At 72.3% G+C, this 22313-nt stretch carries 22 protein-coding genes, 1 pseudogene and 1 riboswitch; of the genes and pseudogenes, 20 read left to right on the forward strand and 3 right to left on the reverse strand.

From position 1 onward, the window contains the following. The first annotated feature begins 35 nt into the window (after positions 1 to 35). On the forward strand, positions 36 to 1028 hold the full coding sequence (locus CEB94_RS06455; protein ID WP_175431242.1) for an ABC transporter permease: 993 nt from the start codon (positions 36 to 38) through the stop codon (positions 1026 to 1028). A gap of 80 nt (positions 1029 to 1108) precedes the next feature. Here CEB94_RS06455 and CEB94_RS06460 read toward each other — a convergent pair whose 3' ends face one another. Then, positions 1109 to 1393: a type II toxin-antitoxin system Phd/YefM family antitoxin gene (locus CEB94_RS06460; protein ID WP_175431243.1), complete on the reverse strand. Its 285-nt coding sequence runs from the start codon at positions 1391 to 1393 to the stop codon at positions 1109 to 1111. 158 nt (positions 1394 to 1551) lie between these two features. On the opposite strand from CEB94_RS06460, the pseudogene CEB94_RS06465 reads away from it, so the two are divergent. The 4 genes and pseudogenes from CEB94_RS06465 (at position 1552) to CEB94_RS06480 (ending at position 4170) form a co-directional block, all read left to right on the forward strand. Then, positions 1552 to 2117 (forward strand): annotated as a pseudogene (locus tag CEB94_RS06465) (ATP-dependent Clp protease proteolytic subunit). Between the two features lie 7 nt (positions 2118 to 2124). Continuing rightward, a complete protein-coding gene (locus tag CEB94_RS06470) occupies positions 2125 to 2433 on the forward strand; it encodes a hypothetical protein (protein ID WP_175431244.1) in 309 nt (102 codons plus the stop codon). A 348-nt stretch (positions 2434 to 2781) separates the two neighbouring features. Continuing rightward, positions 2782 to 2981, forward strand: a riboswitch (cyclic di-AMP (ydaO/yuaA leader). A 3-nt stretch (positions 2982 to 2984) separates the two neighbouring features. After that, positions 2985 to 3458: a C40 family peptidase gene (locus CEB94_RS06475; protein WP_062925556.1), complete on the forward strand. Its 474-nt coding sequence runs from the start codon at positions 2985 to 2987 to the stop codon at positions 3456 to 3458. Between the two features lie 82 nt (positions 3459 to 3540). Beyond that, entirely contained in the window at positions 3541 to 4170 is a 630-nt protein-coding gene (locus CEB94_RS06480) for a DUF6328 family protein (RefSeq protein ID WP_175431245.1), read from the forward strand. Between the two features lie 136 nt (positions 4171 to 4306). Here the strand turns inward: CEB94_RS06480 and CEB94_RS06485 are convergent, their stop codons facing one another. After that, positions 4307 to 4765, reverse strand: coding sequence for an ATP-binding protein (locus CEB94_RS06485; protein WP_175431246.1), 459 nt, complete (start codon positions 4763 to 4765; stop codon positions 4307 to 4309). Between the two features lie 213 nt (positions 4766 to 4978). Between CEB94_RS06485 and CEB94_RS06490 the strand changes: the two genes are divergently transcribed. After that, positions 4979 to 5839: a helix-turn-helix domain-containing protein gene (locus CEB94_RS06490; protein WP_175431247.1), complete on the forward strand. Its 861-nt coding sequence runs from the start codon at positions 4979 to 4981 to the stop codon at positions 5837 to 5839. 9 nt (positions 5840 to 5848) lie between these two features. Then, positions 5849 to 6079, forward strand: coding sequence for a DUF397 domain-containing protein (locus CEB94_RS06495; protein WP_175431248.1), 231 nt, complete (start codon positions 5849 to 5851; stop codon positions 6077 to 6079). A gap of 51 nt (positions 6080 to 6130) precedes the next feature. Here the strand turns inward: CEB94_RS06495 and CEB94_RS06500 are convergent, their stop codons facing one another. Next, positions 6131 to 7258, reverse strand: a complete 1128-nt coding sequence (locus CEB94_RS06500) for an 8-amino-7-oxononanoate synthase (protein ID WP_175431249.1) — start codon at positions 7256 to 7258, stop codon at positions 6131 to 6133. 150 nt (positions 7259 to 7408) lie between these two features. Between CEB94_RS06500 and bioB the strand changes: the two genes are divergently transcribed. The 13 genes from bioB (at position 7409) to purB (ending at position 22310) form a co-directional block, all read left to right on the forward strand. Further along, the gene (gene bioB, locus CEB94_RS06505; protein WP_175431250.1) at positions 7409 to 8575 is read left to right on the forward strand and encodes a biotin synthase BioB; all 1167 of its coding nucleotides are present in this window, start codon (positions 7409 to 7411) and stop codon (positions 8573 to 8575) included. Further along, the gene (locus CEB94_RS06510) at positions 8568 to 9848 is read left to right on the forward strand and encodes an adenosylmethionine--8-amino-7-oxononanoate transaminase (RefSeq protein ID WP_175431251.1); all 1281 of its coding nucleotides are present in this window, start codon (positions 8568 to 8570) and stop codon (positions 9846 to 9848) included. Before bioB ends, CEB94_RS06510 begins: the two co-directional genes overlap by 8 nt. Position 9849: 1 nt before the next feature. Next, entirely contained in the window at positions 9850 to 10575 is a 726-nt protein-coding gene (gene bioD, locus CEB94_RS06515) for a dethiobiotin synthase (protein ID WP_175431252.1), read from the forward strand. 57 nt (positions 10576 to 10632) lie between these two features. Continuing rightward, positions 10633 to 11556: a class A beta-lactamase gene (bla, locus tag CEB94_RS06520; protein WP_175431253.1), complete on the forward strand. Its 924-nt coding sequence runs from the start codon at positions 10633 to 10635 to the stop codon at positions 11554 to 11556. Between the two features lies 1 nt (position 11557). Further along, positions 11558 to 12493, forward strand: a complete 936-nt coding sequence (locus CEB94_RS06525) for an endonuclease/exonuclease/phosphatase family protein (protein ID WP_246111746.1) — start codon at positions 11558 to 11560, stop codon at positions 12491 to 12493. A 69-nt stretch (positions 12494 to 12562) separates the two neighbouring features. After that, entirely contained in the window at positions 12563 to 13237 is a 675-nt protein-coding gene (locus tag CEB94_RS06530; protein ID WP_175431254.1) for a class I SAM-dependent methyltransferase, read from the forward strand. A gap of 280 nt (positions 13238 to 13517) precedes the next feature. Next, the gene (locus CEB94_RS06535) at positions 13518 to 14333 is read left to right on the forward strand and encodes an ABC transporter ATP-binding protein (RefSeq protein WP_175431255.1); all 816 of its coding nucleotides are present in this window, start codon (positions 13518 to 13520) and stop codon (positions 14331 to 14333) included. Positions 14334 to 14337: 4 nt separating this feature from the next. Then, complete coding sequence (locus CEB94_RS06540) at positions 14338 to 16905, forward strand: ABC transporter permease (protein WP_175431256.1); 2568 nt, start codon at positions 14338 to 14340, stop codon at positions 16903 to 16905. A gap of 55 nt (positions 16906 to 16960) precedes the next feature. Then, complete coding sequence (locus CEB94_RS06545; RefSeq protein WP_175431257.1) at positions 16961 to 17386, forward strand: GNAT family N-acetyltransferase; 426 nt, start codon at positions 16961 to 16963, stop codon at positions 17384 to 17386. A gap of 175 nt (positions 17387 to 17561) precedes the next feature. Further along, entirely contained in the window at positions 17562 to 18902 is a 1341-nt protein-coding gene (locus CEB94_RS06550; RefSeq protein WP_175431258.1) for a hemolysin family protein, read from the forward strand. After that, on the forward strand, positions 18899 to 19912 hold the full coding sequence (locus CEB94_RS06555) for a hemolysin family protein (protein ID WP_175431259.1): 1014 nt from the start codon (positions 18899 to 18901) through the stop codon (positions 19910 to 19912). The genes CEB94_RS06550 and CEB94_RS06555 overlap by 4 nt, the downstream gene beginning before the upstream one ends. An 83-nt stretch (positions 19913 to 19995) precedes the next feature. Continuing rightward, positions 19996 to 20775, forward strand: coding sequence for an SGNH/GDSL hydrolase family protein (locus CEB94_RS06560; protein ID WP_175431260.1), 780 nt, complete (start codon positions 19996 to 19998; stop codon positions 20773 to 20775). A 92-nt stretch (positions 20776 to 20867) separates the two neighbouring features. After that, a complete protein-coding gene (gene purB / locus CEB94_RS06565) occupies positions 20868 to 22310 on the forward strand; it encodes an adenylosuccinate lyase (RefSeq protein WP_175431261.1) in 1443 nt (480 codons plus the stop codon). Positions 22311 to 22313: the final 3 nt, after the last annotated feature.

Here is a 22313-nt window from a genome sequence, read left to right on the forward strand (position 1 = left end):
TTAGCGCTCCGGTCGGCTCACCCCAGGAGACCCTCATGCCTTCCCGCAACCGCCATGTGATCGCGGTCGTCGCCCTCGTGCCCGTCCTGGCCGCCCTCGCCCTGTGGGCCTTCGCCTGGCCGGCCTCCCGTATCGCGCCCCGTGACCTGCCGCTCGGCGTGGCCGGACCGCCGGCCGCGGCGGCCCAGGTCGAGCAGCAGCTGGAGCGGCACGAGAGCGCCTTCGAGATCCACCGCTACGCCGACGAGGCCGCCGCCCGGGACGCCATCGAGGACCGGAGCGTGTACGGCGCGGTCGTGGTCACGCGGCAGGGGCCCGAACTGCTCACCGCGTCCGCGGCCGGACCAGTCGTCGCGCAGTTCCTCCAGCAGGCCGTGGGGCAGCAGGCCGCCGCCGGGGGCGCACAGGTCAAGACCGTCGATGTCGTACCCAGCCCGGCCGGTGATCCGCGCGGTGCAGTGCTGAACGCCGCCGCATTGCCGCTCTCCTTGGCCGGCATCGCGGCGGGCGCGCTGGTCACCCTCCTGAGACTGCGCGGCTTCCGGGCCGTGATCGCGCTGCTCGGAGCGTCCGCCCTGGTGGGCGTGATCGCGGCCGGGATCGCGCACAGCTGGCTCGGGGCGCTCAGCGGTGACTGGTGGACGGAGGCGTCGGTGCTCGGCCTGTCCACGCTGGCCGTCGGCGGTGCCGTCGCCGGGCTCGCCGCCCTTCTCGGCACCGCCGGCATCGGCATCGGCGCCGCCATGGTGATGCTGCTGGGCAACCCCTTCTCCGGCGCCACGTCGGCCCCGCAGATGCTGCCGGAGCCGGCCGGCGCGATCGGCCAGTGGCTGCCGCCCGGCGCGGGCACGACGCTGCTGCGCTCGGTGTCCTTCTTCGACGGCGCGGCGGCGACCGGACCCGCCCTGACCCTGGCCTGGTGGGCGGTGCTGGGCCTGGGCGCCGTACTGCTCGGCGGCTCGCTCCGGGCGCGGAAGGCGGGCGTCGAGCCCGGGGCCGACCGGCGGGAGCTCTCAGCCGTCGGCTGACCGGCGCCCCCACGAAGCGACCGTGCGTCCCCCGCTGTAGCGGACGGAGACGCACGGCCTTTCGTCTGTCCGGCTCGTATCTAGTGGCCGCCCCGCCGGTGTTCCGCCGCGATCCCGAAGCGCTGCGGTTCGCCAGGAGCGGACGCGCCCTCGCGGACCGTGGAGACCGCGCTGATCACCTGCTCCTCCGCGGTCTCCGTCAACTCCCGGGTCTCTTCGAGTCGCCGCAGGTCATCGGCCGAGACGAGGGCGACGAGGGGCTTGCCGTGCCGGGTGACGACGACGCGTTCGCCGGCGTACACCACGCGGTTGATCAGGTCGGCGAGCTCAGCCCTGGCTTGCGTCACCGGAATCTCGTAGGCCATGCCCCCATCATAACGTCACGTACGTCCTGTACATTTTTTACAGAGACGGCTGTCGCCGGAGACAGCTGCGCCGCGAGGAGGGGTTCGTCATGACCCGACCGTCCGCCCGCTACGTGCTGCCCGAGTTCACCGAACGCACAGGGTCCGGGCAACGGACGATGGATCCGTACTCGAAGCTCCTGGAGGAGCGGATCGTCTTCCTCGGGGCGCCGGTGGACGAGACCTCGGCGAACGACGTGATGGCCCAGTTCATGTACCTGGAGCACCAGGCTCCGGAGCGCGACATCTCGCTCTACATCAACTCCCCCGGCGGCACCTTCCACGCGATGACGGCGCTCTACGACACGATGCGGTACGTCTCCTGCGACGTGGAGACGATCTGCCTGGGCCAGGCCGGTGCCGCCTCCTCGGTACTGCTGGCGGCGGGCACGCCCGGCAAGCGATTCGCGCTGCCCGACGCACGCCTGGTGATCCATCAGCCCGCGCTGCCCGAGCCGGTCCGGGGCAGGCGAGCGATCTGGCCATCCAGGCCGACGAGTTGACGCGCATCCGCGGCCGGATGGAGGAGATGCTCGCGCTGCACACCGGCCGCACCCGGGAGCAGGTGAGCACGGACATCGAGCGGGACAAGATCCTCACCGCCCAGGAGGCGGTGGAGTACGGCCTGGTGGACGGGATCATCCCGAGCCGCAAGGCCACCCTGGCCCCGCCGACCGGACGATGAGGCCCTGGTGCTCCCGCCCGAACTGCCACCGCTGCCCGCCCTGACACGCGCCGAGGCGGAACTGATCGACCGTTACCTCGAGGTCGTCGACCTGCTCGGCCGCATCAATCCGGCCCAGGACGGCGACACCTACCGCGGACTGCGCGCCGCCCAGGCCCTGGTCGGCAGGGCGACCGCGCTGCGTGACGCGCTGACCCTGATGCACCAGCGGGGCGAGACGGACCTGCACGCGGGCACACTGGCCCGGGCGCTGCGGGTGCTGGACGGCGAGCGGCGCACGGCGCGGCTCACTCTGCCCCCGGAATCCGTCAGTTGACGCGGAACCGTCGGTCCGGACGCCCGCCCTGTCGGCGGAGCGTCCGGACCTGAGTCGAAACGGACCAATGGACGTACCCCTGTTCGGAGTAGACGGGAAACTGATTTTGGGACCGTCCCGGTTGCGCAACACACGTAGCCCTCGGATGGAATGGGGCATTCCGTCGCTGGTCCGGCGCTCCACGAACCCGTGGACACTGGCGCGAACGCACACGTGTCCACCCGAACGGGTGAGTGGTGAGTAACAACACAAATCCCCGGTTCCGTTGGGAAATCCGGACAGCCATGCGCCAAGATCCCGTCTGACGACAAGCCCCCGCCGCTGTGGCGGGGCGATCCGGGCGGACGCCGAGTCCTGCCGCCGTCCGGATGACCGGTCGACAGGAGTGGATCGGCAGGAGTGGAGGACCCAAGCACGACGGGTCGCCGGGACGGTCACGCCATGACCTGACCCGAGCAGCCCTTGGGGTGAAGCCGCGTCAGCGGCCGGGCAACTTCGCCAGCCCGAATCCGACAGGTCATCCTTCACAGGCGGCTGACGAAGGGTTGCGCATGACTGCGCTCAATCGTGTCCCGTCGCTCATGGCCCGGGCCGGCACGGCCTCGGCGCTCACCATCGCCGCCGTCGGCGGTTCGATAGTGGCGCCCGGCTTCGCCTCCGACGCCGCGGCTGCCACACCGGCGACCAAGGCACTCCAGATCGCGGCCTCCAAGAAGGGTTCGCCCTACAAGTACGGGGCCATAGGTCCGCACCGGTTCGACTGCTCCGGGCTCACGCTCTACTCGTTCAAGAAGGCCGGCAAGAAGCTCCCCCGCACGGCTGCCCAGCAGTACAACAAGACGCGCCACATCTCCGCCAAGAACCGCAAGGCGGGCGACCTGGTGTTCTTCCACTCGGGCAGCAACGTGTACCACGTCGGTATCTACGCGGGTAAGAACAAGCTCTGGCACTCCCCGAAGAGCGGGGACGTGGTGCGGCTGCAGAAGATCTGGACCAAGAGCGTCTGGTACGGGCGCGTGAAGTGATCCGCCCGGCGTGCGGCGGCGTCCTTGACGCGCCGCCGCACGCCGGAGCGTGACACGGGCTTGAGTGGATACCCGTCACTCCATGGCCGAGCACCGTCCCTGCACCGCGCGTAACGAGACTCCGCTGCAACGCGCCGACCGCAACTTCGTCGAGCTGCTCCAGGAACTCCGCGTCACCCAGACGGGTGTGCAGATCCTCTTCGCCTTCCTGCTGTCGCTCGCCTTCACGTCGCGCTTCGAGGACCTCGACACGGTCCAGCGCGTCACCTACGTCATCACGCTGCTGCTGGCGGTCCTGGCCGCCGCGCTCTTCACCGCGCCGGCCGCGCTGCACCGCTCCCTCTTCCAGCAGGGCGCCAAGCCCCGCATCGTGCAGGTCTCCTCGCGCCTGGCCACCGCCGGCCTGAGTGTGCTGGTGTTCGCGTTCAGCGGTTCCGTGCTGCTGGTGGTCGATGTGACCACGGGCCGGGCCGGTGGTATCGCCGCGGGCGCCGCGACGTTCGTGGTCTGTGTCGGCCTGTGGGGGCTGCTCCCGCGGCTGGTGCGGCGGGCGGGGCCGCGTGCGGAGGCGGCCGGCACCGGGAAGACCACCGAGGAGGAGCCGGCGCGGGGCGACGTCAGGATCCCCGCACCGCTGCGGCGCACCGTCGGACAGCCCTCAGGGCTTCGTGGGGCGGCAGCGCACCGGGAGGCGTCGGCACGGCACCAGTGACGGCCGCGGGCTCCGGCGGGTCATGAGGCTCGGCGCGGGCGTCGCAGCCCTGAGGACGGCCCGGACGCGGGTCGCGCGGGCCGAGGTGCGCGTACGGCACCCGCTGGGGAGGTCTTCCGGGTCGTGCTGGGCGTGACTACGGCTCCTGCTGGACCGCTGTCGTCACCGGCTGGACCGGGAGGACCCACGGAAGTTCGATCGAGATGGTCTTGCCGCCCTCCCGGGTGGGGCGGATGCGGAGTCTGCCGCCGCATTCCGCGGTCAGCCAGCGGATGATGACCAGGCCGCGGCCGTTGTCCTGCTGGACGGCGGCGGGCAGGCGTCTGGGGAGACGCGGGTGGCTGTCCGTGACACCGATGCGCAGGTGCTCGTCGCGGTCGAGCTCGACGTCCACGGTGAACGTGGGCGACTGACCGAAGGTGTGCTGGACGGCGTTGGTGGCGAGTTCGGAGATGATGAGCCGGACGGTGTCGGACACTTCCGTGTCCGCCGGCAGGCCCCACTCCGCCAGCGTGCCCACCACGTAGGCACGCGCTGCGGAGACCGAGGCGGGATCGCTCGGCAGAGTGACGGATGCTTCCAAATGGTCTGCCATGGCGACGTCGTCCCTTTCCCACGGGACCGCAGCCCGACACGGAGCGGATGGTTCGAGTACGGTCCCGGACTGGTGCTTCGTCGCCAGAGTGCCACCAGAACACCCGCGAAGGGCGGCGATCCACCAAGATATGCATATATCTGTCGCTCAAAGCGGTGAACTCTGCGACGCGAGACCGTATTTGGGTGGCTCGGAAGGAGTAAGGAGGAGCCCATGCAGCACGGTCCCGCGGTGCGCCGCCGGAAACTGGGCGCCGAACTGCGTGCGCTGCGCACCTCGGCGGGGCTCACGAGCGGTGAGGCGGCCCGGCTGGTGGGCTGGCACCAGTCCAAGGTCAGCCGGATCGAGACGGGCACGAGCGGGGTGAAACCGGCCGATGTTCGGTTACTTCTCGACGCCTACGGTGTGGCCGACTCCCAACTTCGCGAACTGCTCATGATGTTGCCCGGATCCGACGACAACGGCGGCCGGCACCACTGGTGGCACGCCTACCGCGGGGTGCTGCCGCCGACCTACCGGGACTTCATCAGCCTGGAGTCCCAGGCCGGCGCGATGCGCACGCTGGAGACCACCGTCGTCCCGGGCCTGCTCCAGACGCCCGAGTACGCGCGTGCGGTGACGAGGGCCGCGGTGGAGGGGCTCCCGGAGGACAGGCTCGACACGCTGGTCGAGGTGCGGCTGGCCCGGCAGGACGTGCTGCGCGCGGATCCCCCGCTGAGACTCAGTGCCGTCCTGGACGAGGCGGTGCTGCGGCGGGAGGTGGGCGGGCCCGGGGTGATGGCCCGCCAGCTGGAACGGCTGGTCGAGGCGGCCCGGCTGCCCCAAGTGCGCCTTCAGGTACTGCCGTTCGCCGCCGGGGCGCACATCGGGGTCACCGGCCCTTTCGTTATCTTCTCATTTTCGAGCACTTCTGATCTGGATGTGGTTGTTCTCGACCACTTGACGAGTAGCCTCTACCTCGAACGGAAAGAAGACCTCCAGGCCTACACGGAGGCCTTCAACGCCCTTCAGATCCACGCCCTTTCGCCCGAGGACTCGTTGGATTACATCGCCGGGACAGCCGCCGGCGCGTAAGGAGGCACCATGCGTGCACTGCCTCGTCACGTCCCCTCAAGCATCGAACTGCACGGTGTGCGGTGGTTGCGCAGCAGCTACAGCACCGGCGCGAACAACTGCGTCGAGACCGCGTGTCCGGATGCCCCGCCCTGGGCCGGACTGCTCGCCGTGCGCGACTCCAAGGACCCGGCCGGACCCGCGCTGCTCTTCTCCCCGGGGAGCTGGGCGGCGTTCGCGGCCGGGGTGGACCGCATGTGACCGCGTTCGATCAGACCGTCATCGTGCGACGCACGGCCGTGTCACGCCGACTCATGGCCGCGTCTCGCCGATCAGCCGTACAGCGCGTTCGATCTGCTGACCGGTCAGGTCCGCGCGGGCGGTCAGCCTGAGCCGTGAGATGCCGTCCGGCACGGAAGGGGGCCGGAAGCAGCCCACGGCCAGGCCCGCCGCGCGGACCTGTGCCGCCCAGCGCACGGCGTCCTCGGGCGAGGGCGCCCGCACCGAGACCACCGCGGCGTCCGGACGTACCGCTTCCAGGCCCGCGGCGGTCAGGCGTGCGTGCAGTTCGCCCGCCACCGCGCGGGCCCGCGCCGCCCGTTCCGGCTCGCGGCGCAGCAGCCGCAGGGCCGCGAGGGCCGCTCCCGCCGCCGCGGGGGCGAGTCCCGTGTCGAAGATGAACGTCCGGGCCGCGTTGACCAGGTGGTCGACGACCCGGGCGGGGCCGAGGACGGCTCCGCCCTGGCTGCCGAGCGACTTGGACAGGGTGACCGTCGCGACGACGTCGCCGGCGCCCGCGAGGCCCGCCGCGTACGGGGCGCCCCGGCCGCCGTCGCCCAGGACGCCCAGGCCGTGGGCGTCGTCGACGACCAGCCCCGCGCCGTGCTCCCGGCAGGCCTCCGCCAGCGCGGCGAGCGGGGCCGCGTCGCCGTCGACCGAGAAGACCGTGTCGGACACGGTGATCGCCGTGCCCTCGTGGGTCGCCAGCGCCTTGCGCACGGCGTCCGGCTCGGCGTGCGCCACGACCTGGGTGGCACCGCGGGCCAGCCGGCAGCCGTCGATGAGCGAGGCGTGGTTCCCCGCGTCGGAGACGATCAGCGAACCGTGCGGAGCCAGCGCGGTGACCGCGGCGAGATTGGCGGCGTAGCCGGAGGAGAAGACGAGGGCCGCCTCGAAGCCGCAGAAATCGGCCAGTTCCCGTTCGAGTTCGGCGTGCAGTTCGGTGGTGCCGGTGACGAGCCGGGAGCCCGTCGAGCCGCCGCCCCAGGTCCGCGCGGCCCGGGCCGCGCCCTCGGTGATCTCGGGGTGGCGGGCCAGCCCGAGGTAGTCGTTGCTCGCCAGGTCCAGGAGCGGCGAATCGGCCGGACGGGGGCGCAGAGTCCGTACGAGACCGGCGCGGGTGCGCAGCTGCGCCTGCTCGTCGATCCAGCCGAACGCCATGGGTGGTCCTCCGGGGAATTTGTAGGCAGTGCACAGACACTAGCGGGACGCCCGGCAGGTCACTGTGTGGCAATACCCACACCTCGAAGCGACTCTGTTGTGCGAAGTCTCCTTGGCCCCGAGCACCTCCTTAGGACAGGATCGGCTTCCATGGACCTGCTGAACACGCTGGTGGACAAGGGGCTTCGGCGCGAGCTGCCGACCCGCGACGAGGCACTGGCCGTCCTCGCGACGTCCGACGACGACCTGCTCGATGTGGTGGCCGCGGCCGGAAAGGTGCGGCGGCACTGGTTCGGCCGACGGGTGAAACTGAACTATCTCGTCAATCTCAAGTCCGGCCTGTGCCCCGAGGACTGCTCGTACTGTTCGCAGCGGCTCGGCTCGACGGCCGGGATCCTGAAGTACACCTGGCTGAAGCCCGGCCAGGCGTCCGACGCGGCGGCGGCCGGTGTGGCCGGAGGGGCCAAGCGGGTGTGTCTGGTGGCCAGCGGGCGGGGCCCGACCGACCGGGACGTGGACCGGGTCTCCGAGACGATCAGGACGATCAAGGACAACAACGAGGGCGTCGAGGTGTGCGCCTGTCTCGGTCTGCTCTCCGACGGGCAGGCGGAGCGGCTGCGCGAGGCCGGCGCCGACGCCTACAACCACAACCTCAACACGTCCGAGGCGACGTACGGGGAGATCACCACCACGCACACGTACGAGGACCGCGTCGACACCGTGCAGAAGGCGCACGCGGCCGGTCTGTCCGCCTGCTCCGGGCTGATCGCCGGCATGGGCGAGACGGACGAGGACCTGGTGGACGTCGTCTTCTCGCTGCGTGAGCTGGACCCGGACTCGGTTCCGGTCAACTTCCTGATCCCGTTCGAGGGCACTCCGCTCGGCAAGGAGTGGAACCTGACCCCGCAGCGGTGCCTCAGGATCCTGGCGATGACGCGGTTCGTCTGCCCCGACGCCGAGGTGCGGATCGCCGGCGGGCGCGAGGTCCATCTGCGCACGATGCAGCCGCTCGCCCTGCACCTGGCCAACTCGATCTTCCTCGGCGACTACCTCACCAGCGAGGGCCAGGCCGGCAGGGCCGACCTGGAGATGATCGCGGACGCCGGGTTCGAGGTGGAGGGCACCGACCAGGTGACGCTGCCGGAGCACCGGGCGTCCGGGGGCTGCGGCGAGGGCGGTGGCTGCGGCTCGCAGGAGAGCGGCGGGGTCGGTGGTTCCGCCGGCACCCCAGCGCCGTCCCCGACCGACGAACCCCGGACCGATCTGGTCGCCGTGCGCCGCCGGGGCGCCGGGACGGACCTCGCGCCCAATGCCTGAGCGGATCGTCGCCGAGCTGCTGGAGCTCGACCGGCGGCACGTGTGGCACCCGTACGGCCCGATGCCCGGGCGGCAGGAGCCGCTCGTCGTGGAGTCGGCGAGCGGGGTGCGGCTGCGGCTCGCCGACGGCTCGGGGGAGCTGGTCGACGGGATGTCGTCCTGGTGGTCGGCGATCCACGGCTACAACCACCCGGTGCTCAACGAGGCCGCGCGCGAGCAGCTGGGGCGGATGAGCCATGTGATGTTCGGCGGCCTCACCCATGAGCCCGCCGTGCGGCTGGCGAAGCTCCTTGTCGACATGTCGCCCGAGGGGCTGGAGCATGTCTTCCTCGCCGACTCGGGGTCGGTGTCGGTCGAGGTCGCGGTCAAGATGTGCCTGCAGTACTGGCGTTCCCTGGGCCGCCCCGGCAAGCAGCGGCTGCTGACCTGGCGCGGCGGCTACCACGGCGACACCTGGCAGCCGATGTCGGTGTGTGATCCCGAGGGCGGGATGCACGAGTTGTGGGCCGGGGTGCTCCAGCGTCAGGTGTTCGCCGACCCGCCCCCCGCGGAGTACGAGGAGGCGTACGCCGAGCATCTGCGGTCGCTGATCGAGCGGCACGCCGACGAGCTGGCGGCGGTGATCGTCGAACCGGTGGTGCAGGGCGCGGGCGGGATGCGGTTCCACTCCCCCGCTTATCTGCGGGTGCTGCGCGAGGCGTGCGACGCGCACGACGTGCTGCTCGTGTTCGACGAGATCGCGACCGGATTCGGCCGTACGGGCGCGATGTTCGCGGCCGGGCACGCGGCCGTGACGCCGGACGTGATGTGCGTGGGCAAGGCACTGACCGGCGGCTATATGACGATGGCGGCGACTTTGTGCACCGCGCGGGTGGCCGACGGCATCTCGCGGGGCGAGGTACCGGTGCTCGCGCACGGTCCGACGTTCATGGGCAACCCGCTGGCGGCGGCGGTGGCCTGCGCCTCGATCGAGCTGCTGCTCGGGCAGGACTGGCTCGCGGAGGTCAAGCGGATCGAGGCGGGGCTGCGGGACGGGCTCTCGGCGGCCTCCGACCTGCCGGGAGTCAGGGACGTGCGGGTGCTGGGCGCCATCGGCGTCGTGCAGCTGGATCACGCCGTGGACATGAAGGCGGCGACGGAGGCGGCCGTGCGCGAGGGCGTGTGGCTGCGGCCGTTCCGCGATCTGATCTACACCATGCCGCCGTACGTCACGGGCGAAGCGGACCTGACGCGGATCGCCCGGGCCGTGTGCGCGGCGGCGCGGGAGGGATGACATGCCGGTACTGGTGATCACGGGCACGGGCACGGAGGTCGGCAAGACGGTCGTGACCGCCGCCGTCGCCGCGACGGCACTGGCCGCCGGCCGTTCGGTGGCCGTGCTGAAGGCCGCGCAGACGGGCGTAGGGCCGGACGAGCCCGGGGACGCCGCCGAGGTGGCGCGCCTCGCGGGCCCGGTGACGACGGCGGAGCCGGCCCGCTATCCCGAGCCGTTGGCCCCGGCCACGGCCGCCCGCAGGGCCGGTCGCGCCCCGGTCCACCCGCACGAGGTCGCGGAGGCCGCCGCGAAGCTGGCCACCGAGCACGACCTGGTGCTGGTGGAGGGAGCGGGCGGACTGCTCGTCCGGTTCGACGCGGCCGGCGGCACCCTGGCGGACGCGGCCGGACTGCTGTCGGCGCCGGTGCTGGTCGTGGCGCCGGCGGGGCTCGGCACCCTGAACTCGACGGAGCTGACGGCGCGTGAACTGCGGTCGCGGGGGCTGGACCTGGCCGGGATCGTGATCGGGAGCTGGCCCGCCGCGCCGGATCTCGCCGCGCGCTGCAATCTCGCGGATCTGCCGGAGGTGGCCGCGGCACCCCTGCTGGGGGCGGTTCCCGCCGGGTCGGGGGCCCTCTCCCCCACCGCGTTCCGGTCGTCGGCTCCGCACTGGCTGGCTCCGCCCCTGGACGGCGGGTGGGACGCGGAGGCGTTCCGCGTGCGGGAGGCGCCCCCGGCGTCCTGAATTCCCAGGGCGCGCTGTGAAACCGGCGCGCATGTGATCGCGTGTTGAACTACGTACGTGATCAGCTCCGAAGGGACCACCTTGTACGCGAAGCACTTACTCCCGGCACGCCGCACGGTCCTCGCGCTGGGCGCGGCCGCCGTTCTCCCGCTGGGCGGCGGCACGGCCCACGCGTCGGCCGGCACGGACGGCGTCACCGCGCGGCTGAGAGAGATCGAGCGGGAGCACACCGCCCGGCTGGGCGTGTACGCGCGCAACATGCGCACGGGCCGGACGGTGGCGTACCGGGCCGACGAACGCTTCCCGATGGCCTCGGTGTTCAAGACGCTCGCCGCCGCGGCCGTCCTGCGCGACCTCGACCGTGACGGCGAGTTCCTGGCCCGGCGCGTCCGTTACACGCAGGAGTACGTCACCAAGTCGGGCTACTCCCCCATCACCGAGGACCATGTCGCGACCGGCATGACCGTCGGCGAACTGTGCGACGCCACCATCCGCTTCAGCGACAACACCGCGGGCAACCTGCTGCTCGAGGAGCTGGGCGGACCGACCGCGATCACGCGCTTCGCCCGTTCGACCGGTGACCGCATCACCCGTCTGGACCGCTGGGAGCCCGAGCTCAACTCCGCGGAGCCGGGGCGCGTGACCGACACGACCTCCCCGCGGGCCATCGGCCTGACCTACGCCCGTCTCGTGCTCGGCGACGCGCTTCGGCCCCAGGACCGGGCCCGGCTCACGGACTGGCTGCTGCGCAACACCACGAGCGTGGAGAAGTTCCGCAAGGCCCTGCCGGCCGACTGGCTGATCGCCGACAAGACCGGTGGCGGGCGCTACGGCGGCAACAACGACGTGGGCGTCACCTGGCCGCCGGACGGCCCGCCGATCGTGATGTCGGTGCTGACCACCCAGCCGGAGGAGGACGCCCCGGCCGACAACCCGCTGGTGGCCCGGACGGCCGCGCTGCTGGCGGCGGAGCTCGCCTAGCGTGGCCGGCCGCGGCAGGACGTCGTGGGACGCCTGGCTCGTCGGCGGTACGGCCGCTGTCGCCGGTCTGCTGGCGCTGCACTCCGCCGTGCCCAACGGGGTCGGGCGGCTGGGAAGCCTGCTGGAGACGTTCCTGCCGTGGCTGGGCTTGGCGGTGCCGCTCCTGGCCTGCGTCGCCGCGCTCGGACGGTCGGTGCCGGGACTGCTCGCCTGTCCGGCACCCGCCCTCGTCTGGCTCTGGATGTTCGGCGGAATGTGGTTCTCCTCTTCCCCGGGCCCGCACGACCTGACCGTCGTCCAGCACAACGTGGCCGACGACAACGCCGACCCCGCCGGCACGGCGCGGGCCCTGCTCGCCACCCGCGCCGGACTGATCGCCGTGGAGGAACTGACGCCCGCGGCGCGACCCGCGTACCAGGGTGTCCTGGGCGCCTCCCATCCGCATCGGGTGGTCCATGGGACGGTCGGGCTCTGGTCGGCGTATCCGCTGTCGGACGTGCGGCCCGTGGACATCCGGCCCGAAGGCTTCCCGGAGAGCTGGCGACGCGGTCTGCGGGCGACGGTGTCCGCGCCCGGTGGCAGGGTCGCGGTGTACGTGGTCCATCTGCCGTCCGTGCGCCTGGGCCCGACGGGCCTGACCTCGGCGGCCCGTGACGAGAGCGCGACCCTGCTCGGGACCCGGATCGCCGCCGACCCGGCCGGCCGGCTCCTGGTGGTGGGCGACCTGAACGGCACGGTGCAGGACCGTGGCCTCGGCCCGCTCACCTCCCGACTGCACGCCCCGCCCAGAGGGTTCGCGTTCAGCTGGCCGGCCGACCTGCCGGTGGCGAGGATCGACCAGGTGCTGGGGAGAGGGGTCGAGGTGACGGAGGTGACGGCGCTGGAGGCGACGGGGAGCGACCACCTTCCGGTGCTGGGCCGCGTACGCCTGCGGTAGGCGGCATGGGTGCGCGGGGCTCGTTGCGGGGAGAATCGCGGTAAGGCCAGCCTCGTCAGGGAGGTCCTCATGCCGCTTCGCTCCGGCAAGGTGCCACGGGACGCCGTGCACCATCCGCTGTTCGCCCGCTGTTACGCCCGGGCCAGTGTGGCCGCCGAGACCCGGATGGGCATGGGCCGGATACGCGAGAGACTGCTCGGCGGGCTGTCCGGGCGGGTGATCGAGATCGGCGCGGGCAACGGGCTGAACTTCGCGCACTACCCGGGCACCGTCGCGGAGGTCGTCGCCATCGAACCGGAGCGGCGGCTGCGGCACCTGGCCGTGGAGGCCGCGCTGCGCGCCGAGGTGCCGGTGGACGTCGTGCCGGGTGCGGCCGAGGCGCTGCCGGTCAAGAGCGAGGGCTTCGACGCGGCCGTGGTGTCACTGGTGCTGTGCAGTGTGCGGGACGTGCCCCGGGCGCTCGGGGAGCTGCGGCGGGTGCTGCGCCCGGGTGGCGAGGTGCGGTTCTTCGAGCACGGCCGGGGCGGCGGCCGGGCGATGACCTTCACGCAGCACGCGCTGGACCGGACGGTGTGGCCGCTGCTGAGCGGGGGCTGCCATGTGGCGCGGGAGCCGGTGCGGGCGCTGCGGGACGCCGGGTTCGAACTCGGTCCCTACCGGCAGCTGCTGATGCCGGCGGAGGGGCCGAAGCTGCCCACCTCGTACTGCGTGCTCGGGACGGCGTGGCGCCCGGTCGGCGGGTGAGCGCGGGCTCCACCGGCGCGGCTCCCGCCCGATGTCCCGCACGGACGCCTCGCCGCTCTCGACCAGCCGGGCGGGATCGCGGACCTGCCCGAGGTCGCCCAACGGTTCAACGGTGACCTTCGCGCGTGCGCTCACGGTCTGAAGGTGTGGCCCACTTCGCCGGTGTCCCGGCTGACCAGCTCCTCGATGTCCGACCCGCGGAGGATACCGAGTGTGGGCCGGGTCACATTACCCTCGGGCAGGGCCAGGAGGTCCAGACGTCCACCCAGAGGAGGCGGCCTTGTCCACACCTGCTGCGGAGCACGCACCCGGCCTCGCGCCGGCCGACGGGATCGCGGCCCGCGCCCGCTCTCTGACCAAGGCGTACGGCTCGGGCGAGACGGCCGTGCTCGCGCTCGACGCGGTGGACGTGGACGTCGTCCGGGGCAGGTTCACCGCCGTGATGGGCCCGTCGGGCTCCGGGAAGTCCACGCTGATGCACTGTCTGGCGGGGCTCGACACCGTCTCGGCCGGACAGGTGTGGCTCGGCGACACGGAGATCACAGGGCTGAGGGAACGCGAGCTGACGCGGCTGCGCCGCGACCGGATCGGGTTCATGTTCCAGTCGTTCAATCTCATCCCGACCCTGAACGCGCTGGAGAACATCACCCTGCCCATGGACATCGCGGGCCGCAGGCCCGACGAGACGTGGCTGGACCGGGTGATCGACACCCTGGGGCTGCGGGACCGGCTCGGTCACCGGCCGTCGCAGCTCTCCGGCGGGCAGCAGCAGCGCGTGGCCTGCGCGCGGGCCCTGGCCTCCCGGCCCGAGCTGATCTTCGCGGACGAGCCGACCGGCAACCTCGACTCGCGCGCCGGCCTGGAGGTGCTCGGCTTCCTGCGCGAGGCGGTGGACCAGCTCGGGCAGACCGTCGTCATGGTCACCCACGACCCGGGCGCCGCCGCCCACTCGGACCTGGTGCTCTTCCTCGGGGACGGCCGGATCGTCGACGAGATGCGGCGCCCCACGGCGGAGGCGGTCCTGGAGCGGATGAAGAGGTTCGACGTGATCCGCACCCGGTACGAGGACGCCCCGGCGTCACCCGAGGAGAACTGAGCCCGTGCTCAAGGCGACGCTGAGGAGCTTCCTGGCGCACAAGGGGCGGCTGCTGCTCTCCGCGCTCGCCGTCCTGTTGTCCGTCGCGTTCGTCACGGGCAGCCTGATCTTCTCGGACACCGTCAGCCGCACCTTCGACCGGCTGTTCGCCTCCACCGCGGCCGATGTCACGGTCAGCCCGAAGGAGGACCTCGACGAGGCGGTGCCCTCCGGCCGGACGGCCACCCTGCCGGCCGTGCTCGCCGAACGCGTCCGGCAGGTCGACGGGGTCGCGGCGGCCCGCGCCGACGTGAAGGTGAACGGCCTCACGGTCGTCGACGAGGAGAACGAGCCGGTCGGCCCGACCACCGGGGCGCCGACGCTCGGCTACGCCTGGAACCCGAACGAGCGCAGCCCCGTGAAGCTGACCTCCGGCCACGCCCCACGCGGTCCCGCCGAGGCGCTGCTCGACTCCGAGACCGCCGGCCGCAAGGACGTGCGCATCGGCGACGCCCTCACCGTCATCGCGCCCCCGGGGTCGTTCGAGGTCCGCGTGGTCGGCATCGTCACGTTCACGACCACGAACCCCGGCTCCGCGCTGCTCTACTTCGACACCCCCACCGCGCAGACGAAGCTGCTGGGCCGGCCGGGGGCGGCCACCGGCATCTCGGTCGACGCGGCTGAGGGCGTCGGCGACGATCAGCTCAAACAGCGCGTGGCCGGCGCGCTCGGCGCGCACACCTACGACTTCAGGACGGCCGACGAACAGGCCGAGTCCGATGTCGAGCAGCTGGGCGGGTTCCTCGACGTCATCAAGTACGTGATGCTCGGCTTCGCCGGGATCGCCGTGCTGGTCGGCGTGTTCCTGATCGTCAACACCTTCTCCATGCTCATCGCCCAGCGCACCCGCGAGCTGGGCCTGCTGCGGGCGCTGGGTGCCGACCGGCGCCAGGTCCGCAACTCGGTGCTCACCGAGGCCCTGCTGCTCGGGCTGGCCGGCTCCACGCTCGGGCTCGCCGCGGGCATCGGGCTCGCGGCCGGGCTGATCGAGCTGATGGGCCTGCTCGGGATGAACATCGACGCCGACGAGATGGAGATCGGCTGGGTGACCCCGGTGGCGGCGTACGTCGTCGGCCTCGGTGTCACCTTCGTCGCCGCCTACCTCCCGGCGCGGCGGGCCGCGGGCGTGTCGCCGATGGCGGCGCTCTCGGACGCCGAGGTCGCCGGGGTGGGCCGACCACTGCGGGTGCGCGCGGTGGCGGGCGGGATCGTCGGCGCGGCCGGGGCGGCGGCGCTCGCGGGCTGCGCGGTGTCGCGGCAGACGTCGTCGGCGGCGTCCCTGCTGGGGCTCGGTGTGGTGCTCACCCTGATCGCGACCGTGATCGCCGGACCGCTGCTGGTGCGCCCGGTGATCCGGGTGCTCGGCGGGGCCTTCCCCGCGCTGTTCGGGTCGATCGGCCGGATGAGCCAACGCAACGCCCTGCGCAATCCCCGCCGTACCGGGGCCACCGCGGCGGCTCTGATGGTGGGGATCGCCCTGGTGGGTGGGATGTCGGTGGCGAGCGAGTCGATGACCGCGTCGTTCGACCGGCAGATCGACAAGACGCTGGGCGCCGACTTCGTGATCCAGAACACCAACTTCCAGCCGTTCCCGCCGGAGGTCACCGACAAGGTGCGCGGCACCGACGGCGTGGGTCTGGTGGTGCGCGGGCGGTTCACGCCGGTCGCGGTGCGGCTCCCGGACGGCGACCGGGTGGAGACCACCGCCGCGGGCTACGGTCCGCGGCTCGACGAGGTCGCCAACATCACCTACGCGCAGGGGGACTCCGCGGCCGCGCTGGCGAGCGGACACCTGGCCATGGACCGGGACTTCGCCCGCGACCACGGCGTACGGGTGGGCGGCACCCTCCCGGTGGAGTTCCCGGGCGGACGCTCGGCCGAGCTGACGGTCGGCGCGCTCACCGACCAGGACTCCGCCGAGGGGTTCGGCACCCAGGGCGGGCTGTTCTTCGGGCTGGGCACCCTGGAGCGGTACGCGCCGGGCGGGCAGGACTCCGCGCTGTACGTCAACGCCGCGGGCGGCACCGGCGACGACGACCTGCGCGCGCACCTGGAGGAGACCCTGGATCCGTACCCGCAGGTGCAGGTGCGGGACCTGGCCGACTACAAGCAGCTGGTCCACGACCAGATCGCCGTGCTGCTGTACCTCGTCTACGCGCTGCTCGGGCTGGCGATCATCATCGCCGTGCTCGGCGTGGTCAACACCCTCGCGCTGTCGGTCGTCGAACGCACCCGGGAGATCGGCCTGTTGCGGGCGATCGGGCTGGCCCGGCGCCAGCTGCGGCGGATGATCCGGCTGGAGTCGGTGGTGATCGCGGTGTTCGGCGCGGTCCTCGGGCTCGTGCTGGGGCTGGTGTGGGGCGTGTGCATGCAGCAGGTGCTGGCGCTCCAGGGCATGACGGCCCTGGCGATCCCGTGGGTCACGATCGTGCTGGTGGTGGTCGGCTCGGCGGTGGTCGGGGTGGTGGCGGCGCTGCTGCCGGCGTTGCGTGCGTCCCGTATGAACGTCCTGGCGGCCATCGCGCACGAGTGACGTCCGTATGGTGAAACGGTCTGACGCGGGCCGGCGCGGGTGATGTGATCATGGGATGACCGACCTGCGCATCCGGGCCGCGACGCCCGAGGACCTCGACACCGTGCTGGCCTTCTGGAAGGTGGCCGCCGAGGGCACGAGCATCAGTGACGACCGCGGTGGTGTGGAGCGGCTGGTCGCGCGTGACCCCGAGGCCCTGATCCTGGCCGAACGCGGCGGCGAACTGGCCGGCACGGTGATCGCCGGGTTCGACGGCTGGCGCTGCCATCTGTACCGGCTGGCCGTGCACCCGGACCACCGCCGCCAGGGCATCGCCTCCGCGCTGCTCGCCGCCGCGGAGGAGCGGTTCCTACGGCTCGGCGGTCGCCGCGCGGACGCGATGGTCCTCACGCGCAACGAGACCGCGCACCAGGCGTGGGGCGCCGCCGGGTACGGGCCCGAGGAGCAGTGGCGGCGCTGGGTGAAGCCCCTCACCGACTAGGCGCGGCACGACTCGGTGATCGCGACCCGGCAGAGGACTTTGCCCATCCTTTACTCTCGAATGGCCACTCGGTCCCGATGAAAGGTTGTGAGCGTCCGCCCATGGGCGAGCCTCCCCGTGCGCGACACCGCGCGTTCCGCCCCGTCCTGGAGAACCATGGAACGGGGGTGAACCGATGACCGAAGTGCTCCTCCTCCTGACGGCGATCCTGCTCTCGCTCGCCTGCGGCGCCTTCGTGGCGGCCGAGTTCTCCCTCACCACGGTCGAGCGCGGCGAACTGGAGCGGGCCGTCGAGCGCGGCGAGCGGGGTGCGCAGGGCGCGCTGAAGGCCGTACGGAGTCTGACGTTCCAGCTCTCCGGTGCGCAGCTCGGCATCACCGTCACGAACCTGGTGGTCGGCATGCTCGCCGAGCCGTCGATCGCCGCCCTGATCGCCGGGCCGCTGGAGGACCTCGGCGTCTCGCGCTCGGCGTCGCACAGCATCGCGCTGGTGCTCGGTACGGCCGCGTCGACGGTTTTCCTGATGGTCGTCGGCGAGCTGGTGCCCAAGAACTGGGCGATCTCCTCGCCGCTGACCGTCGCCAAGACCGTGGGCAACGCGCAGCGCTGGTTCAGTGCCGCGTTCCGGCCCTTCATCACGCATCTCAACAACACGGCGAACCGGGTCGTGCGGCGGATCGGTGTGGAACCCGCCGAGGAGCTCGCCTCCGCGCGCGGGCCGCAGGAGCTGGCGGCCCTCGCCCGGCACTCCGCGAGGCAGGGCGCCCTGGAGCCCGACACCGCCGAGCTGTTCGTGCGCACGCTGAACCTCGCCGACCTGACCGCCGAGAACGTGATGACGCCCCGCGTGCAGGTCGTCGCGCTGGAGGTGCAGGCGACCCTGGAGGACGTCGCGAACGCGACCCGGGCGACCGGTCTGTCCCGGTTCCCCGTCTACCGCGGGACCCTCGATTCGGTCGTCGGAACGGCCCACGTCAAGGACGTGCTGGCGGTGCCGGCCGAGCGCCGCACCCGGATCTACGTCTCCGAGCTGATGCGCGAGCCGCTGCTGGTCCCCGAGACGCTCACCGTCGACCGGCTCCTGGACCGGCTCTCCGGCAAGCGCACGATGGCCGTCGTGATCGACGAGTACGGCGGCACGGCGGGCGTGGCCACGCTGGAGGACATCGTCGAGGAGGTCGTCGGCGAGGTGCGCGACGAGCACGACCCGCACGAGACCCCGGACCTGGCCGCGGCCGGCACGGACGAGGCCGGGCACGCGCTGTACTCGGCCGACGGCTCCGCGCGCGTGGACCACCTGGAACGCGTCGGGCTGCGCGCGCCGGAAGGGCCCTACGAGACGCTCGCCGGGCTGGTGGCGACGGTGCTCGGCCGGATACCCGCCGCCGGTGACACCCTCGAGGTCGCCGGCTGGCACCTGGAGGTCCTGGACGCGACGGGGCGCCGGGCGGCCCGCGTCCGGTTGCGCGCCCCCCTCGACGACCACAAGCCCGACGAGAAGGGGGTGGAGCTGTGACCGCCGTCCAGCTGCTGATCGGACTGGCGACGCTCGTCGTCAACGCCTTCTTCGTGGGCGCCGAGTTCGCGCTGATCTCGGTGCGACGCAGTCAGATCGAGCCCTACGCCGACCGGGGCGACCGGCGCGCGAAGAGCGTGCTGTGGGGTCTGGAGCACGTGTCCGCGCTGATGGCGGCCGCCCAGCTCGGCATCACCCTGTGCACGCTGGTGCTGGGCGTGGTGGCCGAGCCGGCGATCGCGCATCTGCTGGAGCCGGTGTTCCACGCGGTGGGCGTGCCCGAGGGCGCGGGGCACGCGGTGTCCTTCGTGATCGCGCTGTCCCTCGCGACCTACCTGCACATGCTGCTCGGCGAGATGGTGCCGAAGAACATCGCGCTCGCCGAGCCGGTGCGCAGCGCGCTGGCGCTCGGACCGCCCCTGGTGGCGCTGTCCCGGGCGCTGCGCCCGGTGATCTTCACGGTGAACGCGTTCGCCAACGCCCTGCTGAAGCTGTTGCGCGTGGAGGCCCGGGAGGAGGTCGCCGCCTCCTACTCGGACGCGGAGATAGCGCAGATCGTGAAGGACTCCGGCGAGGCCGGCCTGATCGACGACCGTGCCCAGGAGCGGCTGCGCGACGCGCTGGAGCTGGGCCGCCGTCCGGTGCGGGACGTGGTGCTGCCGGTGGAGCGGGTGCTGTCCGCGAGCGTGGGTGTCACCCCGGAGGAGCTGGAGCGGCTGTCGGCGGAGTCCGGGTTCTCCCGCTTCCCGGTGGTGGACGAGGGGCGGCGGATCGTCGGCTACCTGCATGTGAAGGACGCCCTGGACGCCGCCGGGCGGAACGCGCCGTTCCGGCTGCGGGACATGCGGCCCATCGCGCGCGTGCGGGAACACACTCCGCTGGACGACGTCCTCACGGCGATGCGGGGCAGCCGTACGCACCTCGCGGCCGTCCTCGGGGCGGACGGGCGGCTGGCCGGGCTGGTGACCATGGAGGACGTGCTGCGGGAGCTGTTCGGTCAGCGCGCCTGAGGAGGCGCCCGGCATCCTGGAAGCCCCGGGCCCGGAGGCCGACCGACTGATGGGTATGTGCACGGGATACCATTTCCGTCGCCATGCAGACGAACCCCACCTACAGCAGCCTGGTCGCGGTCGGCGACTCCTTCACCGAGGGCATGTCGGACCTGATGCCCGACGGCACCTACCGGGGCTGGGCCGACCTGCTCGCTGCCCGGATGGCGGCCCGTACGCCCGGCTTCCGGTACGCCAACCTCGCCGTGCGCGGCAAGCTGATCCAGCAGATCGTCGACGAGCAGGTCGACGTCGCGGCGGCCATGGGAGCCGACGTGATCACCCTGGTCGGCGGGCTCAACGACACGCTGCGGCCCAAGTGCGACATGGGCCGGGTGCGCGGGCTCCTGGAGGAGGCCGTGGAGAAGCTGGCCCCCGCGTGCCGGCAGCTCGTCCTGATGCGCAGCCCGGGCCGGCAGGGCCCCGTCCTGGAGCGGTTCCGGCCGCGCATGGAGGAGCTGTTCGCCTGCGTCGACGAGCTGGCCGCCCGGCACGGCGCGATCGTCGTCGACCTGTACGGCGCGCCGTCCCTGAGCGACCCGCGGCTGTGGGACGTGGACCGGCTGCACCTGACGGCCGAGGGCCACCGCCGGGTCGCCGAGGCCGTGTGGCAGACGCTCGGCTACGACCCCGAGGACGCCGACTGGCACACGCCGATGGCGGCGACGCTGCCGCCGGGCTGGGCCATGCGGCGTGTGGCCGACGCGCGCTTCGCCCGGCAGCACCTGCTGCCCTGGATCGCCCGCCGCCTGACGGGCCGCTCCTCGGGCGACGGCCTGCCCCCGAAGCGGCCGGAGCTGCTGCCGTACGAGGACCTGGCGTAGCCGCAGGTGGGCGGGGCCGGGACGCTCTCGTAGGTTCCGACAAGGACACCCGCGGCGCTGGCCTGCACGAATCGCCAGTAGAATCCGTGCACGTGACTTCCGCTCCCGCCAAGCCCCGCATCCCGAACGTCCTCGCCGGACGCTACGCCTCCGCCGAGCTCGCCACGCTCTGGTCGCCCGAGCAGAAGGTGAAGCTGGAGCGTCAGCTCTGGCTCGCCGTGCTGCGGGCCCAGAAGGACCTCGGGATCGAGGTGCCGGACGCGGCGCTCACCGACTACGAGCGTGTCCTCGACACCGTCGACCTGGCCTCCATCGCCGAGCGCGAGAAGGTCACGCGGCACGACGTGAAGGCGCGGATCGAGGAGTTCAACGACCTCGCCGGGCACGAGCACGTGCACAAGGGCATGACCTCCCGCGACCTCACCGAGAACGTCGAGCAGCTGCAGATCCGGCTCTCGCTGGAGCTGGTGCGCGACCGCTCGGTCGCCGTCCTGGCCCGGCTGGGCAAGCTGGCCGGCGAGTACGGCGAGCTGGTCATGGCCGGCCGCTCGCACAACGTCGCCGCCCAGGCGACCACCCTCGGCAAGCGTTTCGCGACCGCCGCCGACGAGCTGCTCGTGGCGTACGGCCGGGTCGAGGAGCTGCTGGGCCGCTACCCGCTGCGCGGCATCAAGGGCCCGGTCGGCACCGCGCAGGACATGCTGGACCTGCTGGGCGGGGACGCAGCGAAGCTCGCGGACCTGGAGCAGCGGATCGCCGGGCACCTCGGCTTCTCGCAGGCGTTCACCTCGGTCGGCCAGGTCTACCCGCGCTCGCTGGACTACGAGGTCGTCACGGCGCTGGTGCAGCTGGCGTCGGCCCCGTCGTCGCTGGCGAAGACGATCCGCCTGATGGCCGGGCACGAACTGGTCACCGAGGGTTTCAAGCCCGGCCAGGTCGGCTCCTCGGCGATGCCGCACAAGATGAACACCCGCTCCTGCGAGCGCGTCAACGGCCTGATGGTGATCCTGCGCGGCTACGCCTCGATGACGGGCGAGCTGGCGGGCGACCAGTGGAACGAGGGCGACGTGTCCTGCTCGGTGGTGCGCCGGGTCGCGCTGCCGGACGCGTTCTTCGCGCTGGACGGCCTGCTGGAGACGTTCCTGACGGTGCTCGACGAGTTCGGCGCGTTCCCGGCGGTCGTCGCCCGGGAGCTCGACCGCTACCTGCCGTTCCTCGCCACCACCAAGGTGCTGATGGGCGCCGTGCGCGCGGGCGTCGGCCGGGAGATCGCGCACGAGGCGATCAAGGAGAACGCCGTCGCCTCCGCGCTCGCCATGCGCGAGCAGGGCGCCGAGCGCAACGAGCTGCTCGACAAGCTGGCCGCCGACACCCGCATCCCGCTGGACCGAGGACAGCTGGACGCGCTGATGGCCGACAAGCTGTCCTTCACCGGTGCCGCGGGCGACCAGGTGGCCGCCGTCGTCGCCCGGGTCGAGGAGATCGTGAAGCAGCACCCCCAGGCCGCGGGCTACACGCCCGGGGCGATCCTCTGACGC

Source organism: Streptomyces hawaiiensis (assembly GCF_004803895.1).
GTDB classification, from domain to species: Bacteria; Actinomycetota; Actinomycetes; order Streptomycetales; family Streptomycetaceae; genus Streptomyces; species Streptomyces hawaiiensis.